Origin of the sequence: Paenibacillus sp. FSL R10-2782 (genome assembly GCF_038592985.1) — a bacterium.
Taxonomy (GTDB): Bacteria; Bacillota; Bacilli; order Paenibacillales; family Paenibacillaceae; genus Paenibacillus; species Paenibacillus terrae_C.
In genome coordinates, this window is sequence record NZ_CP151951.1 from 1,371,841 (window position 1) to 1,388,768 (window position 16,928).

Consider the following 16,928-nt stretch of genomic DNA (forward strand, 5'->3'; position numbering starts at 1 on the left):
ATGCTCAACCATCCGAAACTTTACAACCGATAGCTCTTTTTTTAAAATAGACAATGAAATATAACCATAAGCAAAAGATTTATGTACATCCATAATTTAAAAAGTTTACTATCATTAGCAATTTTGCGAATTATGATTTTGAACGACCCATGCTGTTGTAATATAGACAGAAGCATTGTTTTTGAAACATTTCATTTTCAATTGAAAGATTTCATGCGTTGCGTCAAAGCCAACGGTTACGGGCAAAAGTCGTTCATACATTTTTGGAGAATTGCTCTAAAATTAGGAGGTTGCAAGCATGAGCTTGTACCAGTTAGGTGATGAGCAGCAGGCTTCGCTGCAAAAAATTCGCAAACGTGTCATAGAAGCTATAGGTAAAAATATGGACTTGTATGGGATCACCTTGTCAGCGGGGCATTTGTACGGTTTGCTTTTTTTTGCGGATAAACCGATGACGCTGGACGAAATGGGACGTGAAATGGAAATGAGCAAAACGAGCATGAGTACCGGTGTCCGAACGCTGTTGGATCTGAAAATGGTCAACAAGGTGTGGGGCAAAGGCTCGCGTAAGGATTTGTATGAAGTGGAATATGACTGGCATCAAACGTTCACAGATTTCTTTGCTATTAAATGGAGAAAAGCGGTTGAAACGAATTTGCTGGTGCTGCGCAAGGCCATTGAGGAGCTGGACAGATTGCTGGAGCAGGGCGGGGAATATGAGGAGTTTAAGGCTGTTCTCCAGCAGGATCGTTTGAAAATGAAGCAGGCTGTTGCCTATTACAAGTGGCTGGACCGACTGATTGATTCGATGGAAAACGAAGAAATATATAAGCTGATCCCGAAGGAAGAGGTTCGTGATTAATCGCTTATCCTCTTTTCTTTCCATAAAAATGCCGGAGCGTAAAAAGCGTTCCCGGCGTTTTTTTTGTGTTTGGCTTTGTAAACTTTGGATTTGTTTTGTTCGATTTTGGTTTGGCCCTGCACAAAGGGTATAATAGAGTAAAAGGAGGCTACATATATGGAGAGGGAGAGTATTACAGTACATACCCGCCTGGGTCAGCTTCGTGGAGAAACGGTGAATGGATATCATGTATGGAAAGGCATCCCATATGCACAGCCTCCTGTGGGAAAACTGCGTTTTCACGCGCCTCAGCCTTTGAGGCCTTGGGAAGAGGTACGGGATGCGACAAGCTTTGGGCCGATCTGTCCGCAGCCTAAGCCATCTGCTGAGAGTATGACCGGGAATCTGGTTGAACCGCCTGAGCAGTCGGAGGATTGCTTGTACCTGAACGTCTGGACGCCTGCTTCGGAGGCACCTGCAAAGGGACGACCCGTGATGGTGTGGATTCACGGCGGAGCCTTTGTAACCGGGTCGGGAATTATTCCATTATATGATGGGGCACGGATGGCGGAAAATGGCGATGTTGTCGTCGTTACGCTCAATTATCGACTCGGGCCGTTGGGCTTTTTGCACCTGACTCCACGGGGAGACGGACTGACCTCTAATGCGGGGCTGCTGGATCAGATTGCTGCTTTGGAATGGGTCAGGGACCATATCGCCGCATTTGGAGGTAACCCGAACGAGGTGACGGTGTTCGGTGAATCAGCGGGAGCTATGAGCATTGCTGCGTTATTGGCTATGCCGGCCGCAGAGGGCCTGTTCCAGCGTGCTATTTTACAGAGCGGAGCATCGCAGGTGCTGCCGACTTCACAGGCGGAGCAAGTCACGGCTGCATATCTCCAGCAGTTGGGGGTGGACACCCTGCATCCGGAACGATTGTTTACACTGCCGACGGAGGCGCTCATGCTTGCCACGGTCAAGACGCATGAAATGATCGGATCGGGGCTGGCGATGCTCTATCAACCTGTTGTGGACGGTGTGACCTTGCCAGAGGCACCCTTATCTGCGATTGCCAAAGGATCAGCCAAGCAGGTATCCGTTCTGATCGGAACGAATTTGCACGAGGGTGCCTATTTTGTTCGCAAGGAATCCCATCTGATGAACAAGTCAATGGCGAGTCAGGCATTGGAAATGATGACGGGCATGCCAGATGTTGGCGAGTTAATGGAACCTTTTCCTGTTACGATTGAGGGGCAAGCGCAGATGCTGACCGATCTGTTTTTCTGGCGGCCTGCGCTGGCCCTGGCGGTTGCACAAGCCCTGTATGCCCCGGTGTGGATGTACCGTTTTGACTGGACGCTGCCGGGGCATTCTGTATTCGGACAAGCGGTTCATGGCGCGGAAATTGCGTTTGTTTTTGATAATCTGGAGCTGCTGGGCAAGCTCGGATTAGACGTTCATTCGCCTATGCGGACACTGGCTCACAATATGCAGCAGGCATGGGTTGCTTTTGCACGGGATGGAAAGCCTGTGCTGCCGGAAGAGGAGTGGCCCATGTACGACAGGGAAACGCGGGCTACGGCCATTTTTTATCAGGACATCTCGGTGCAGCATGACCCGAAAGGGGAAAGACGCCGTCGGTTGACCGGACAAATGAGCATCTGAGCCAAGGACAAGGATTGGGATACCACCCAACAGCTAACATACTAAAAGCCTTCGCCCGTATTTTTGTATACGGACGAAGGCCTTTTTAGACTGAACAGATACAGATGTATCGCAGGAACTAAATCTTGAAACGCTTCACCAGCTCTTGCAAATCCTGCGCCATATTGGACAGCTCCTGAGAGGAAGAAGCGATTTCTTCCATCGCCGCCATTTGCTCCTGTACGGCTGCGGAAGTCGTCTGTGAGCTATCCGCCGAATTGCGGGACAGGCTTGCCAGATGGGTAACAGTTGCCGAAACTTCCTCTGTACTGGCCGAAATTTGTTCAGCGGCTGCGGACACGCTTTGAATCTGTTCCACAATATGAGATGTGGAGCGCTCAATATTCGTGAAGGCACCTTCTGCATCTTGGCTAATACGCAGCCCCTCACCCACCTGGTTACGGACATTACCGTTCATCGTAGCCGTGGAGCGCTGGATCAAATCCAGCATCTGTGTAATGATCTGGCTGATGGAATCTGCGCTTTCCTTGGATTGCTCCGACAGCTTACGGACCTCCACGGCTACCACAGCGAATCCACGCCCGGCTTCGCCTGCTCTGGAGGCTTCAATCGACGCGTTCAGCGACAGCAGGTTGGTCTGCTTGGCAATGGCAGCAATCGCGCTATTCATCTGCTTCGCATCGTCAGAGAGCTGTGACAGCTCATCCATCAGGCTGGCGGTTTGGGTCACAGCTTCCAGAATACGGTCCATCTGTGTGCGTACGCTGCCGATCATTTGGCTGCCTTTGGCTACGTCATGCTCAGTCTGTCCTGCCGAATCTACAATGGAGCTTGCCGATTCCGCAATGGTGCTGACACCCTTGGCCATTTCCTCAACGGCATTGGCTGTTTGTTCGGATGCCTCTGCACTGGTGGTCGCATTTTCTGCGGATTCCATAACTGTTTCCGCTACATGCTGCACGGATTCCGTCGTTTGCTCTGTACTTTCCTTAATCATCAGAGAAGAGGATGCGAGTCGTGATGACGTCTGGTTGACCTCGGAAACCATCGTATGCAGTGCATGTGTCATCTGGTCAAAATTTTGCGCCAGCTCGCTGAATTCATCCTTGCCGGACAAATTGACCCGTGCGGTGAGATTGCCGTCACGGACATCGCGGGTTCCATTTTGCAGCTTGCCTAGTGGAATCAGGAACGAGCGAATCATCAGGATAATAACAATAGCAGCAGCCAGCACGGATATAGCAATAACGATCAGGCTTTGCTTCAAGATCGGTTGGGCTGCATCACTGTAATCCTCCAGATCGGACAGGGCGATAATGTTCCATCCAGTGAGGGGATCAACGATTGAGAAAGCCTCCACGGTTCTATTCATAAACTGAATTTGTTTTATGGAAGGAGCTTCTTGAGATTGTCCTTGAGCTGTTTTTGGCAATTCAGGTAATCCGGTAATGGTGTCTGCCGGTTTTTTACCCGTGTTCTTGAACGCTGCTCCAGCCCCGGATACGAGCTTGTGCTCGGCATCCACAATAAACAGTCCGCCGCGCTGACCAATGCTGATCCCGCTCAAGCTCTCGCTCATCTTATCCAGACTCAGGTTCAGTGCTATGGCCCCCTGTCCCTCCGTCAGGGTTCTTGATATAGTGACTACCAAATTACCCGTGGAGGCACTCGCCTTAGGAACTCCAACGATTACTTTACCGTCCTGTGCTGTAGCCAGCTTGTACCAAGTTTTTTGTCGGGGATCATAGTCTGTGGATTCTTTTTTCGGTGAACGGATGTATTCGCCCTTCGCATTACCCAGAATCACACCATCCAATTCAGGATGAGCCTTGGTGATTAGATCCAGCCTGGCCTGAATGGTGTCAGCGTTTGTGATAAAAGAATCGGATTGAAATTCAGATGCAAATACATCCATATCCTTCATAATGGGGGATACATATTGATTAATATTGCCTTGGATCAAATTCAAGTTCGTATTGACCGAGCTAGCCATTTGCTGGCGAAGCTGTGTTTCGGCACTCTGATACGAAAAATATCCAATAAGAATACTTGGAATCAATAGGACTGCCAAAAAAGATACAATCAATTTTGTCCGCATTAAATAGAACTGTTTGAGAAACCTGGCCCACCATGGAATTGTTTGTTTTACGTTAGTCATAGTTCTTGCTCCTCTGTGTGTGATGATCACTACATTGTTTTATTCGACAAAAGCTAAAGGATTTTATAGATGTAATCTCTGGGAAACGAGGAATAGTTGCATGTTTAGGACGTTTTTATCTAAAAATAGTTCTAAAGTAGTATATTAAATATTAATACTTATACATAAAAAGCCAAATCGGAGATGCAAAAGCATCTTCTCGATTTGGCTTGGGTGAGGGATAAAATGGACATTGAACCTATTCGTTTTTTTGCTGACGAGAAATCATAAAGAGTGTAATCCAGATAAGCATAAAGCCAGTCAATTGCGCTACCGTAACGATCTGCTGGAAAGCGATCCAGTTAATTACAACGCCGACCATCGGGAAGCTTAGTTCTGCCATCGTGGCATAAGACGCCTTGGTCGTACTGAGGCCCTTGTAATACAGTAACAGGCTGAGAAGACCGGGGAGCAGCGCCTGCAGCAACAGGTTGATAATCACGGCTGCGCCCGCCCATGTGCCAGCAGGCATATTCCAAGGTGCATGCTCCACAGAGGTGAGAACGATCAGCAGAGGCAGAGCCATCATGAAGCGCAGGGAGGTCACCGTCTCATATTTCATCGAACGAAGCAAGTAGCTTCCCATCACTGTCGAACCGCCCCACAGGACCGCAGCTCCAAGTGCAAGCAGGCTGCCGACGTGGACGAAATCATGAACATGTCCAAAAGGGAGCGACCAGCCGAAGGTAAGAAGATACGTCCCAAACAGAGCCACGACAATTAATATTCCAAAATTACGCGGCAGCATTTCCTTCAATATAATGCGGGCCAGAATAATAGCGACCAACGGTTGAAGCTTTTGGAGCAGCAGCACAGCGTTAAGATCACCGTTGCTGAGTGCCATTGTGAAAATCACGCTGGCTAGAGCCGAGCCGCCCCACGAGACGAACAAAATAGCCAAAATCTGACGAAGCCGTACCGCTTTAAGCTCCTCGCGATGCTTCCACAGCACTGGTGCCAGGGCGATAAAGAGCAGCACATGCTCCATCAGCACAATTTGTGTAGAGGTAAATGATTTGAGCAAAATAATACGAAACAGCGGGTCCGCGCCCCACAAGGCCGCTCCAATCGCGACTAGCCAAAAACCGCTTTTCATGTGGGAGCTACGATCAAAACCTTTGGATGTTAGTACAGTTGATGATTGACTCATACTCAATTAGCTCCTTGCGAATACAGGACCGGTGGCACAAAAACCCCCGTCCATGGCGATAGGCCATGCAAGACGGGGGTTGATCAAATAAACTTGCCGCTTTATGCAAGTTAAGAAGTTGCTGCAAAACCAAGAATGCAGCATTCATCCACTTGACGGCATGTTCATGCTTCGATCTTCTTCCATCCGGACTTTACCGTCGGCTTTGGCATCTCACCAAATCAGTCCGTATCTTGTTGCCAGATACAGAGTCGCGGGCTTAGCTCCATGAGCCATACCGCCGGTTGGGAATCACACCCTACCCCGAAGATCCTTATTCCGTTTTTTAATTTCTCCTATAGGATATACCTGTTTTAGAATGAAGTCCAGTGAAAAATATGTGTACATCGAACAAAGGTTTTCATTTATTTTTTGAAATCGTTTTACAAAATTACATATTACGAGGTAATATCTTTGTACTCGATACGACGGATGGCCGCATAAGCTACGAGCATCCCCAGCGCGGCAAAGCCGATCTGTACAAGTGCAATGGAGCTAAGTGTAGCGCCGTTATTATTCGAGAACAGCAGGGCTACGATTAGGATCGAGCTCACGATGGTGGTGGGTATCGAGTATTTTCGCATTCCCATGTACAGCGGAACCAGCCCCATAAAGCTTGCTGCAACCGCATTGATCAGTGTCCGCACTGATTGCTGTCCTAGTGTAGTGAGGCTAAGCTTATCTGGTACAATAACGACGAACTGATTTAATAGATGAAGGGCTGCCGTAATGATGATTTCCGATAAAATAATGGACAGGAACGTAAACAGCAACACGACCAAGAGTTTGGCGACCATTAGCTTTTTGCGGTCAATCGGGTACATGAACAAGATGTTAATCGACTTGGACTTAAATTCGCTCACAATAAAGCGGCACAGCAGGACGGAGGCAAATACAATAAACGTGGCCCTCACCATATTGTCCATGAGATTGAGAAGCTGAGCGTACTGTGTAAATTCGGGTACTCCTTCAATGTGGCTGTCCTGCGCAATAGTACTGAGCAACCCTAGAATGCAGGCGTTGGCGATCAGCGCCGAACGGATATATCCCGCCAAATGAAACTTTTTCAACTCCAGTTGCATCAGTTTAAGCATGGAGTTCACCTCCATGTAACAGCCGCACGAAGTAGTCTTCCAGCGTACTGTTTTTTTGGTGGATGGAATCCACCTCTACCTCATTTAAAATGAGTGTTTTCGTAATTTGCTTCTGCGGTACACTTGTATCGTAAATGCGTATATTCTGATCATTCAGCACCCGGATATTCGTCAGATTCAGGTGATGGGAGAGGACGTAGGTCGCTTTTTTGCAGTCATTGGTCGTAAATTCGATGTATTCCGTATTGGTTTCCCGCACCTGTTCCATCGACACTTCCTCAATCAATCGACCGTGATTAATCACACCCACCGTATCAGCAATTTGCTCGATTTCCACTAAAATGTGGCTGGACACAAGGATCGTCATGCCATATTCCTTGCACAGCATGTGAAATAATTGGCGGATTTCCTTGATCCCCACCGGGTCCAATCCATTAATGGGTTCGTCCAAAATCAGCAGCTCCGGCTTGGTCGCAATCGCTCGGGCGATCCCGAGACGCTGCTTCATCCCCAGTGAGAAATCCTTTACCGGCTTGTCATCTGCATTTCGCAGGTTCACTAGCTCCAGTGCATCCCGAACAGCCTGCTTGTTATAATAGCCCATGTATTGACAATGAAGTTCGAGATTTTGCCGGGCCGTCAGCCTGTCATAAAAAATCGGATATTCAATAATCGAGCCCATCCGGCCGAGCAGGTGGTACGACTTTGGCGTTAATTTTTCACCGAACAATTCAATCTCACCCGAGGTCGGCTTGAGCAGGTTCGTAATCATTTTCATAATCGTTGTCTTGCCCGCCCCATTGGGACCGAGAAAGCCATAAGTTTCCCCCTGGCGCACATTCATGCTGACCCCCGTTACAATTTCGTTGCCCTTCAGGGCCTTGGTCAGTTGATGCGTCCGTAATATGTAAGTCATGGGTGTTCTCCCTTCGTATACTGTTGATAATTCAAGGATAAAGGGCGAAATGTTCATTTTTCTTTCCCGTTTCTTACAAAATTATTAAGTTCGATTAATAGTTGATTTTTTTCAATGTAAAAGAGAAGATCGTCCGCTCATAAGGTATGCTGCTCAAATGAATTTCTCCGTTCATCGTCTCAACCAGACGTTTGGCAATCGTAAGACCCAGCCCGCTGCCCTGTATCGCCTTATTGCGGGAATCCTCAAGCGTGTACATACGTTCAAAAACCTTGTCCTGCTCAGGCTCCTGTATGCCTTGCCCCCGATCCCATACCTCTATACGCACCGTGTCCTGCTGTTCCGTTAGAGTCAGTCCCAGTGTCCGACCATCGGCACCGTAGCGAATCGCATTGGAAATCAGATTGTTCAGCACCCGCCCAATCGCTCCTTCGTTCCCCAAGGCATGAATGGGGTGCTCCGGGATATCAATATGCACAGCAAACCCCTGCGCGGTCAGCAGATCATAAAACTCCAAAATGCTGCGTCTGCACAGCTCTCCCACCTCCAGCCGGGTCAACGGAATGTCCGTATCATTAGCCTCCAGCTTTGCCAAGCTAAAAAAGCTTCCGATCAGCTCAATCGCTTCGCTTGTCTTCTGATGAATCCTGGATAGCAGCTTTGCACGTTCTTCCGGCAAAATATGCGGATCGGCATCCAGCATCTCGGCATACCCGAGCACCACCGTCAGCGGGGTCCTGAGATCGTGGGAAATGTTTGAAATCATTTTGCGCATGGCGATTTGGCTTCGGTTGTAATCCACAGACACTCTCAAATTCAAGTCCAGCAAACGGTTAATTTCCGTCATGAGGCGTTGCAACTCAGCGTCACCCGTGACATATAGCAGCTTTTCCGCATGATTAACAGTTACAATCCGTTCCAGTGCGTTTCGGATATCCTTTATTTTGCGCTTTTGCGCCACACGCTCCCGCCAGAGCCATACAATAACGACGGATAGGATGAGGACGACGATCCATTCAGAGATGCTCTCGATGTTCATATCACCCGTTCTCCCATTTGTAGCCAATGCCCCATAAGGTCTTAATATGAACAGGGTGGGAGGGGTCTTCTTCGATTTTCTCACGTAAGCGGCGGATATGGACGTTAATCACATTTTCGTCACCCATATAGTCCTCTTTCCAGATAAACCCGTATAATTGCGCTTTGGTAAATACACGGTTCGGATGGGTTACAAATAGCTTGAGAATATCAGATTCCTTAGCTGTTAACTGAATTTGGATTCCGTTGCGGGTGACCATAAAATGATCAAAATCAATGCGCAGATTTCCGTAGGTCAGGACCTGTGCTTTCGGCTGTTCCTCCTGTTGTTGCTGGCGTGCATAGGTAGTGGCTCTGCGGATTGCAGACTGAATGCGTGCTGTCATTTCCAGCATAGAAAAGGGCTTGGCGACATAATCGTCTGCTCCGAAGCCCAGTCCAAGCGCTTTATCCACGTCGCTATCCTTAGCTGACATAATCAGAATCGGGACAGCGCTGTGGGTACGGATTCGACGGATGACCTCCATACCATCCACCTTGGGCATCATCAGATCCACCAATACCAGATCGTAGGTGTGACGTTCAAAGGCAAGAAGCCCTTCTTCCCCGTTATAGGCGGTGGTTAATGTGTAACCTTCCTTGGTGAGTGCTTTGAGTAGCATTTCGGCAATGGATGTATCATCTTCAATGAGTAAAATATGTTGTGACATAGGTGTGGAACACCCCTAATTTTTAGATTAAGCTCGTGTGACGAGCTGTACCTGAATTATATAGAGCAGTGGAGGGAATTTCTATAAAAAATATCCATGGAAGCTATAGAGTTCAGAAATTATAATATTAAACAATCTCATTATAATAAAGTGGAAAAATGAGAAATGGAGAATACAGGATTATATATTACATAATGCAAGAAATTGTGATAAAGTGAATATGGGCTTTGGTAGGTTCTTACAAATGTATTGATGTAATATATTTGTGATTTTGGATTTTACCAAGATTCTCTAAACAATAAGAAGCTTCTTACCTTGTGATCTATTACTTGTTAATAGATATTTAGTAATTATCAAGAACCTACTTCAGCCTATTCTAATACAAGGAGGAAATTTATTTGAGAGCATTTGAATTGTTTTACGAACTCTATAAAATCGAAAACTTAAGAGAAGTCTATTCTGAAAGAATCAAAAATAATTCTTCCCCGGGCCTAGACAGAATTAATAGACGAATATTTGAAAGAGAGCTTGATAAAAACCTAAGTATTATTAATAGTAAGGTAATTAACGGTACATACAAGTTTACAAAATACAAACAAAAATTAATTTCTAAGGGGGAGGGTAAAAACCCAAGAGTTATTTCTATGCCTACAATAAGAGACAAAATAACACTGGCTGTAATGAAAAATATACTAGCTCAAATCTATAACAATGAGGTATCTTATTCTGTTATACATAGAATTATTAACCTTATAGTCGGAACTTTACAAAATGAGAATTATAACCATTATTTCAAAATAGATTTGTCTCAATTCTATGACACTATTAATCATCAAATTTTATTGTCAAAAGTAAAAAGTAAAATACGAAAAAAAGCTTTTATTCAGTTGATAGAAAGAGCTATAAAAACACCAACAGTGGAGGAGAGCTATTCTAAAGGTTTAAAAAAAACAAATGGAGTAGGGGTTCCTCAAGGGTTATCAATATCTAATATTCTTGCTGGTCTATATTTATCTAAGTTTGATAAAAAACACAATAATAAAATTCATTATAAGTATTTTAGATTTGTAGATGACATTTTGATTTTATGCCATAAAGAAGATTTTATCGGTTTAAAAAAAGCAATTGAGCAGGAGTTGGAAAGGAAATATCTTCTAAAAATAAATAAAGACAAGACAGAAAGCGGCATAGTACAAAAAAAAGAAATCTCATATTTAGGATACTTGATTAGTAAAGATCAAATTTCAGTTAGGCCAAGTTCTGTAAAAAAGTTGGAATTATCCTTAGAAAAATTATTCAAAGAATATGCAATATATAAAAAATTAGGAAAGGAACTATTTATATGGAAATTGAATATTAAAATAACTGGTCTAATTAAAGATAGTAAGAAAAGAGGGTGGACATTTTTCTTTTCGCAAATTACAAATGAAAGAGTCTTGTTTCATCTCGATTGGCTAATTAAGCAATATATTAAACGTTTTAATTTAGAAGAAGATTTTGAAGAAATAAAGATAAAAAAGTACGTCAGAACCTTTAAAGAAATAAAAAACAATTTACATGGAACCACATATATACCCAATTTAGATAATTTTACCGTAGATGATAAGAGAGCTTTTATTGAAAAAGTACTAGGGTTGCCAACTACCTTCTTTAGTGATGAAGTAATTGAAGAAATGTTTGATAAAGAAACGTATAAATTTATTAGAGAATTAGAAAGAGATTTGCAGCATTTTTCATGAACGGGGGCGCAAGAAAGTATGGATAACTTAACTGAATTTAAAAGAAAGATATGGATAACAAGAAAGAGCAGAATTCAAGCATCAGAAAGAATATTGAGAAAATACAACGTTTACCAAGGGGTACTAATATATTATTCAATAGTAATAGTAATATATTCGATTTGGAATATACAGCCCGTAAACACTAATGGGCGTATAACGGAAGCAGCTCTTTTTTTAATGATCATTTCAGTGATTTTTTCATTGTTTTCATTGTTTGTTTCTACCAAAAACTTGCAAGAAAAGTTTTTTAATTTAAAAATTAACTATATAGAGTTAGAAAAACTATATGGACAACTAAGCGTATTAAAGCCAGAAAGTGTCCATGAAATTACCAATGTCCGAAATCATTATAATAATTTGTTATCAGCAGTTGATAATCATGAGACAATAGATTATTACAGAGTCTTATTAAATGATACGGAAGAATCAAATAAATTGAACGAAGAACAAGTTGAAAGATATAAAAAGACTATTTGGAAAACGGGTATTTATGATAAGTCATATCAAGTTCTTTTGTATTTGATGCCAATTATCCTGCCTATAATTATAAAGGGTTTAGTGATTACTATGAACTTCTTTTTTCCTTCTAATTAAAAATAAAGGAGTACTAAAATGCTAGTGAATAAATCCATTACAGTATTTGATTTTGAGACATCTGGCCTGAACCCTGAAAAAGATCAAGTTATTGAAATTGCTGCTATCCGTTGCATGGGTGATGAAGTAATATCTGAATTTTCAACATTAATAAAATTTGATGGGAATTTATCCCCAAAAGTAATTGAATTAACAGGAATCAAAGTGGAAAATTTGACACATGGTTTAACTGAGGATACGGCATTCAGGATCTTAAATCGAATCATAGGTGATAGTTTATTGGTTGCGCATAATGCTGCTTTCGATTTATCATTTTTACATCACACATTAATGAGATTAGCCAATAGAAGTATTCAGAATTCTTTTATTGATACACTTACTGTATGTAGAGATAAATTATATTATCCACATACGTTGAATGATGTCTGCGCTCATTACGCAGTAACATTGGATGGTGCACATAGAGCAATGAATGATGTTTACGCATGTTGGGAAGTGTTTAAACGTATAACTCAAGAAGTAAACATAGAGAGTTACATAAATAAATTAAGCTACTTAAAAAAATATGGCCCCCCTAAATGGGTACCTTCTTATGCGAAATTAGTAGCAACTGAGAATAAATATAAATAAGCATAAAGTTACCTTGAGAAATTTATAAATTAAAAGATAGGTTTATTCCTCGAGTATGTATTTAATTAAGTTTTATTACAATTATTGATTATCTACATATTGGTATTTCCCGAAAAAGACATGTTTTCTGGTGAATAATTACCAAATATGAAAGATTATACCAACCTCCAACCATAACATGAGATGTATTGAAATACAGGTTCGGAGTATCTGTTGTTATAAGCATACAATCTTCAATAAGAGATATCTTTCATGTATTTAAGGGCTGTTTTTTGTATGCTAAAGTAAGATTACCACTACTTATTAGGAGGGACAAATATGCACGCGAGTAGAAAAGAACTTCAACGTATACTAAAACAGGCGAATGAATTTGCCCGGAAGCAAGCAAAGGAAGCAGGAGCTTCGATTTACTATATAAAAGGTGGTAAGCGTGTACGTGAAGATGCAACTGGGCAAAAGTATGAAATCGTATATAATACTTCGGGCACTCGTCAGGAGTATGAATTCCACGAATAGTTCCTTTCCTACAATGATGATTTTTGAAATGTTCCTCAGTGTGATTAGCCAGCCGAGCATCATCCTTTAACCACAACCTAAGATGTAATCAAAAACTTTTGTTTCTGCCCTATAAAAAACCCACCATTAAAATCTAATCACAAAATTGACCATAATGAATACTGGAAATATACCGCCTTTGTAGATTATACTGAGAATGCTGGCTATAGGAGAGTTGAGTGTTAGATGATGAGGATTGAGAAGGAAGACTATGACCAGAATGCGGAGATTATTTTAGGGAAGCTCAAGGCATATAATGATCAGAACTTGCCTCATATTACGAATTACGAGAACAAGAAAGTCAATTATGCAGCCGAGGATGATCATGGTGAATTTTTGGGCGGATTGTAGGAATGATTTTCTGGAATGAGCTACGGCACAGGACCGTCATAAAGGAGAGCAACGATGTTTGTCATACGGGGAACACAAAAACTGCTGAAGGAATGGGATATTGAACCACTTCAAGTTGATATTTATCCGCCTTTGAATAGTTGGCATGCCAACTTGTTTTTGCTGAATCGGAGAAAAAATATTGTGTTTATGCATGATGCATCCCGCTTGAGCGTTACACTGTTCGGCATCAAAAAGGCGCAGTATAAAAACCTGCCAACTCTTTTTGTCCAAGCCTTGAAGGAGCTCATGATCAGTGAGGGTTTTGATGAGCAAATTGTAGAGGCGTACACACAGGAAGGCGAGCAGATGCTGGCTTCTACAACCAATAATCGCAGTGTAGTGGGGACGCTGAATGAGATTATTTTTGTCATGAAAGAACTGGATATGGAGCATGGAAGTGAGCTGGAAAAAAACCAGTGGAATAACCGGATTGTGTTCAAAACGATTCAATACCAGTATCCGGTTGATGCTTTTAAAGAAGTTTTAGAAAAGCATTATAAACAAGAAAGTGTGTAAGAGTCTCGAGTCGTTTTTTTCCCTGCGTTGTTTAGAGGGGATTGGAAGTGGGCTATCCAGCTTTGTATTTTGCTTCATTTATAATTGTTTACATATTAATGATCTGCTGTCCCAAGGCTATGGTCCTGCGACGAAGAAATCCCAGGCTGACTTGATTTCTACAGAATTTATTGCTGAAAATTATGCTGCCAACTTTGTCGGTTAGTTTCTGAACTGGTCGTTAAACAGGATGTGCCAAAAGGGTATCCACCAAAGTCCATATGGGCGGGGGATGCTCTTTTTTTTACAACTCACAGAACAGAAATGCTTGCGATGAAATGGATCACAGCGCAAAAAGCGCCACACTTTGGTAAAATAAAACGATACAGTGTTTGACACCATCGGTCAGACTTAAAAACAGGAGGTACATAACGAAGGATGAAGCGGATTATTGAAGTAGCCAAAGAAGCAGGAATCGAAGAAGAGCATCTGGAGACGTATGGAAAATTTAAAGCGAAGCTGAATCCGTCCCTATGGGAGCAGGTAAAGGACCGTCCGAACGGAAAGCTGGTGCTGGTCACAGCAATGAATCCGACTCCTGCGGGGGAAGGAAAAACGCTAACCACCATTGGACTGTCGCAGGCGCTGAATGCGTTGGGGCACAAGACCATAGCTGCGCTGCGTGAGCCGTCACTTGGCCCCTGCTTTGGCATGAAAGGGGGAGCAACCGGGGGAGGAAAAGCCCAGATTGTTCCGGCCGAGGATATTAACCTGCATTTTACGGGCGATATTCACGCGATTTCGGCTGCGCATAATTTGCTGGCAGCGATGATTGACAATCATTTGTTTCATGGCAATGCTTTGCGCTTGAAGCCGGAACGAATCATGTGGAAACGGGCTGTAGATATGAATGACCGGAGTTTGCGAAGTATAGTAACCGGATTGGGAACAGGTAATGGAGCAGTGAGAGAGAGCGGATTTCTGATTACCTCGGCCTCGGAAGTGATGGCGGTATTGTGCCTGAGCGAGAATATTGACGACCTTAAAGTACGATTGGGCCGGATGGTCATCGGATATAATGAAGCGGGCGAAACGGTAACGGCGGAGGATTTGCAAGCAGTGGAAGGTATGGCTGTGCTGCTTCGGGATGCGTTAAAGCCGAATCTGGTGCAAACGCTGGAGGGAACACCCGTCATTGTGCATGGTGGTCCTTTTGCTAATATTGCGCACGGATGCAGCAGTCTGATCGGTACGAAGCTGGCATTGAAGCTAGGGGAGGTTGTCGTGACGGAGGCCGGATTCGGGGCTGAGCTGGGGGCGGAAAAGTTTTTTGATATCAAATGCCGTCAGTCTGGTTTGGAGCCGGATGCGGCTGTGTTGGTTGTAACCGCCAAAGCGCTGAAATATAACGGTGGTGTAGCTAAAAATGAGCTGGACGCGGAAAATCTGGAGCAATTACAGCTTGGATTAGCCAATATGATTCGGCATGTACGGAATCTACAAAAATTTGGCGTGCCTGTATTGGTAGCGATCAACCATTTTGTAACAGACAGCGAAGCCGAATTGGAACTGATTTTTGCGGAGTGTGGCAAGCTGGGTGTACCCGCAGAGCTATCGCAGGTGTGGGCACAGGGAAGCCAAGGGGGAGCAAAGCTGGCCCAAAGTCTGCTACATCTGCTCCAAGAGGACAAAGCTCATTTTGCACCGTTGTATGATCATACGCTTGACTTGCAAGAGAAAATTAATGTCATTGCGAAGGAGCTTTATGGTGCGGCAGAGGTAGTATATACTCCTGCGGCTAAACGGGCCTTGTCCGGTATGGAGCAGCTTGGCTTCGGGCAACTGCCTGTATGCATGGCCAAAACGCCGTATTCTTTTTCAGATCAGCCGTCTCTGCTAGGTGCACCGGAGGGCTTCACGATCCACGTGTCCAGAGTGTCATTGTCCGCAGGAGCAGGCTTTGTGGTCGTGGAAACGGGCAATACAATGACCATGCCCGGTCTACCCAAATCTCCGGCAGCCGAGCATATGTCGTTGGAGCCGGATGGGAGCATTCAGGGCTTGATGTAGTATATAGCATCACAACATAAAGGACTGGCGGAAGACCGTCAGTCCTTTATTCATATCGCAGTCCATTTGACAGCTCGTCCAAACGCTCCCAATCCAAAACCGTGATTTTTTTCTGTTCTTTACGCAGGATGTTGTCGTCAGATAGCTTTTGAATGACACGGTTGACATGTCGGGCAGTTGTGCCGATCAGCGAAGCTATTTCAGGTATATGCGGTGTATGAATTTCTTTTCCAAACTCATTCTGAAGTTGTGTTGTTAATAGATAGCTGGCCAAACGCTCTTCTACAGAAGCTAATAGATTTATTCGTGAAGCGGTTGTACAGGTCAGGAGCTTATAAGAGAGATGCTTTAATAGCTCATTATTAAATCTGTGATTCTGCATTAGATTGGTTTCAATGAAACGTTTGTTGATAAACAGAAAAGAGGCTTGTTGAACAGCTTCTACCTGCGATTGTATGACAATGTTTTGAATAAGTTCAATATCTCCAAATACAGATAAAGGGTGGCAAAAGCGTAAAAGTAAGGACTTTCCTGTCCCCACACTGGAGGATACCTTTGTTCGACCCTCCACTTGAAAATAAATACCGTCCAGCTCATCCCCCTCCTTTAAAACAAACTCATTACGTTCATACACACGAAGCTGAATCGGAAGAGCTTCAGGGTCCGAAAATATTTGAGTGAGATTAAATTGTGAGATGTAATATTCGATGAGAGCTTGTTCTTGAGTGGATTTCATCGTCTTCTCCTTTTTGGACATCGG

General features: G+C 43.8%; 16 protein-coding genes and 1 riboswitch. Of the genes, 9 read left to right on the top strand and 7 right to left on the bottom strand.

Annotated elements, in window-relative coordinates:
- Window positions 1-298: 298 nt before the first annotated feature.
- Window positions 299-862 (top strand): GbsR/MarR family transcriptional regulator, encoded by a 564-nt coding sequence (locus NST83_RS06300; protein WP_137061991.1) that lies wholly within the window; start codon window positions 299-301, stop codon window positions 860-862.
- A gap of 156 nt (window positions 863-1,018) precedes the next feature.
- Window positions 1,019-2,506, top strand: a complete 1,488-nt coding sequence (locus NST83_RS06305) for a carboxylesterase/lipase family protein (protein WP_342416998.1) — start codon at window positions 1,019-1,021, stop codon at window positions 2,504-2,506.
- A 118-nt stretch (window positions 2,507-2,624) separates the two neighbouring features.
- On the opposite strand, the gene NST83_RS06310 is transcribed toward NST83_RS06305, so the two are convergent.
- The 6 genes from NST83_RS06310 to NST83_RS06335 all read right to left on the bottom strand — a co-directional run bounded on the left by NST83_RS06310 (window position 2,625) and on the right by NST83_RS06335 (window position 9,650).
- Complete coding sequence (locus NST83_RS06310; RefSeq protein ID WP_342416999.1) at window positions 2,625-4,664, bottom strand: methyl-accepting chemotaxis protein; 2,040 nt, start codon at window positions 4,662-4,664, stop codon at window positions 2,625-2,627.
- A 238-nt stretch (window positions 4,665-4,902) separates the two neighbouring features.
- Window positions 4,903-5,853: a DMT family transporter gene (locus NST83_RS06315; RefSeq protein WP_137061994.1), complete on the bottom strand. Its 951-nt coding sequence runs from the start codon at window positions 5,851-5,853 to the stop codon at window positions 4,903-4,905.
- Window positions 5,854-6,023: 170 nt separating this feature from the next.
- Window positions 6,024-6,168, bottom strand: a riboswitch (FMN riboswitch).
- A 122-nt stretch (window positions 6,169-6,290) separates the two neighbouring features.
- Window positions 6,291-6,986: an ABC transporter permease gene (locus tag NST83_RS06320; RefSeq protein WP_342417000.1), complete on the bottom strand. Its 696-nt coding sequence runs from the start codon at window positions 6,984-6,986 to the stop codon at window positions 6,291-6,293.
- Window positions 6,979-7,902 carry an ABC transporter ATP-binding protein gene (locus NST83_RS06325; RefSeq protein ID WP_342417001.1) on the bottom strand — a complete coding sequence of 308 codons (924 nt, stop codon included), beginning with the start codon at window positions 7,900-7,902 and terminating at the stop codon, window positions 6,979-6,981. Before NST83_RS06325 ends, NST83_RS06320 begins: the two co-directional genes overlap by 8 nt.
- 94 nt (window positions 7,903-7,996) lie before the next feature.
- Window positions 7,997-8,941 carry a sensor histidine kinase gene (locus NST83_RS06330; RefSeq protein ID WP_342417002.1) on the bottom strand — a complete coding sequence of 315 codons (945 nt, stop codon included), beginning with the start codon at window positions 8,939-8,941 and terminating at the stop codon, window positions 7,997-7,999.
- Between the two features lies 1 nt (window position 8,942).
- The gene (locus NST83_RS06335; protein WP_342417003.1) at window positions 8,943-9,650 is read right to left on the bottom strand and encodes a response regulator transcription factor; all 708 of its coding nucleotides are present in this window, start codon (window positions 9,648-9,650) and stop codon (window positions 8,943-8,945) included.
- A gap of 398 nt (window positions 9,651-10,048) precedes the next feature.
- Here NST83_RS06335 and NST83_RS06340 point away from each other — a divergent pair, with 398 nt between their 5' ends.
- The 7 genes from NST83_RS06340 to NST83_RS06370 all read left to right on the top strand — a co-directional run bounded on the left by NST83_RS06340 (window position 10,049) and on the right by NST83_RS06370 (window position 16,168).
- On the top strand, window positions 10,049-11,389 hold the full coding sequence (locus NST83_RS06340; RefSeq protein WP_342417004.1) for a reverse transcriptase/maturase family protein: 1,341 nt from the start codon (window positions 10,049-10,051) through the stop codon (window positions 11,387-11,389).
- Between the two features lie 18 nt (window positions 11,390-11,407).
- On the top strand, window positions 11,408-12,025 hold the full coding sequence (locus NST83_RS06345) for an SLATT domain-containing protein (protein ID WP_342417005.1): 618 nt from the start codon (window positions 11,408-11,410) through the stop codon (window positions 12,023-12,025).
- Between the two features lie 18 nt (window positions 12,026-12,043).
- Complete coding sequence (locus NST83_RS06350) at window positions 12,044-12,655, top strand: 3'-5' exonuclease (RefSeq protein ID WP_342417006.1); 612 nt, start codon at window positions 12,044-12,046, stop codon at window positions 12,653-12,655.
- Window positions 12,656-12,973: 318 nt separating this feature from the next.
- A complete protein-coding gene (locus NST83_RS06355) occupies window positions 12,974-13,171 on the top strand; it encodes a hypothetical protein (RefSeq protein WP_342417007.1) in 198 nt (65 codons plus the stop codon).
- A gap of 225 nt (window positions 13,172-13,396) precedes the next feature.
- Window positions 13,397-13,561, top strand: coding sequence for a hypothetical protein (locus NST83_RS06360; protein ID WP_342417008.1), 165 nt, complete (start codon window positions 13,397-13,399; stop codon window positions 13,559-13,561).
- Window positions 13,562-13,615: 54 nt separating this feature from the next.
- Window positions 13,616-14,119, top strand: coding sequence for a hypothetical protein (locus NST83_RS06365; protein WP_014280364.1), 504 nt, complete (start codon window positions 13,616-13,618; stop codon window positions 14,117-14,119).
- Between the two features lie 417 nt (window positions 14,120-14,536).
- Window positions 14,537-16,168, top strand: coding sequence for a formate--tetrahydrofolate ligase (locus NST83_RS06370; RefSeq protein WP_342417009.1), 1,632 nt, complete (start codon window positions 14,537-14,539; stop codon window positions 16,166-16,168).
- 46 nt (window positions 16,169-16,214) lie between these two features.
- Here the strand turns inward: NST83_RS06370 and NST83_RS06375 are convergent, their stop codons facing one another.
- Entirely contained in the window at window positions 16,215-16,904 is a 690-nt protein-coding gene (locus NST83_RS06375; RefSeq protein WP_342417010.1) for a Crp/Fnr family transcriptional regulator, read from the bottom strand.
- Window positions 16,905-16,928: the final 24 nt, after the last annotated feature.

What these genes read in the sequence shown, in the direction of transcription:
- NST83_RS06325 (WP_342417001.1), bottom strand. Translation starts at nt 7,902, where the DNA reads ATGACTTACATATTACGGACGCATCAACTGACCAAGGCCCTGAAGGGC.
- NST83_RS06355 (WP_342417007.1), top strand. Translation starts at nt 12,974, where the DNA reads ATGCACGCGAGTAGAAAAGAACTTCAACGTATACTAAAACAGGCGAAT.
- NST83_RS06345 (WP_342417005.1), top strand. Translation starts at nt 11,408, where the DNA reads ATGGATAACTTAACTGAATTTAAAAGAAAGATATGGATAACAAGAAAG.
- NST83_RS06360 (WP_342417008.1), top strand. Translation starts at nt 13,397, where the DNA reads ATGATGAGGATTGAGAAGGAAGACTATGACCAGAATGCGGAGATTATT.
- NST83_RS06305 (WP_342416998.1), top strand. Translation starts at nt 1,019, where the DNA reads ATGGAGAGGGAGAGTATTACAGTACATACCCGCCTGGGTCAGCTTCGT.
- NST83_RS06375 (WP_342417010.1), bottom strand. Translation starts at nt 16,904, where the DNA reads ATGAAATCCACTCAAGAACAAGCTCTCATCGAATATTACATCTCACAA.
- NST83_RS06315 (WP_137061994.1), bottom strand. Translation starts at nt 5,853, where the DNA reads ATGAGTCAATCATCAACTGTACTAACATCCAAAGGTTTTGATCGTAGC.
- NST83_RS06350 (WP_342417006.1), top strand. Translation starts at nt 12,044, where the DNA reads ATGCTAGTGAATAAATCCATTACAGTATTTGATTTTGAGACATCTGGC.
- NST83_RS06320 (WP_342417000.1), bottom strand. Translation starts at nt 6,986, where the DNA reads ATGCTTAAACTGATGCAACTGGAGTTGAAAAAGTTTCATTTGGCGGGA.
- NST83_RS06300 (WP_137061991.1), top strand. Translation starts at nt 299, where the DNA reads ATGAGCTTGTACCAGTTAGGTGATGAGCAGCAGGCTTCGCTGCAAAAA.
- NST83_RS06335 (WP_342417003.1), bottom strand. Translation starts at nt 9,650, where the DNA reads ATGTCACAACATATTTTACTCATTGAAGATGATACATCCATTGCCGAA.
- NST83_RS06330 (WP_342417002.1), bottom strand. Translation starts at nt 8,941, where the DNA reads ATGAACATCGAGAGCATCTCTGAATGGATCGTCGTCCTCATCCTATCC.
- NST83_RS06365 (WP_014280364.1), top strand. Translation starts at nt 13,616, where the DNA reads ATGTTTGTCATACGGGGAACACAAAAACTGCTGAAGGAATGGGATATT.
- NST83_RS06310 (WP_342416999.1), bottom strand. Translation starts at nt 4,664, where the DNA reads ATGACTAACGTAAAACAAACAATTCCATGGTGGGCCAGGTTTCTCAAA.
- NST83_RS06370 (WP_342417009.1), top strand. Translation starts at nt 14,537, where the DNA reads ATGAAGCGGATTATTGAAGTAGCCAAAGAAGCAGGAATCGAAGAAGAG.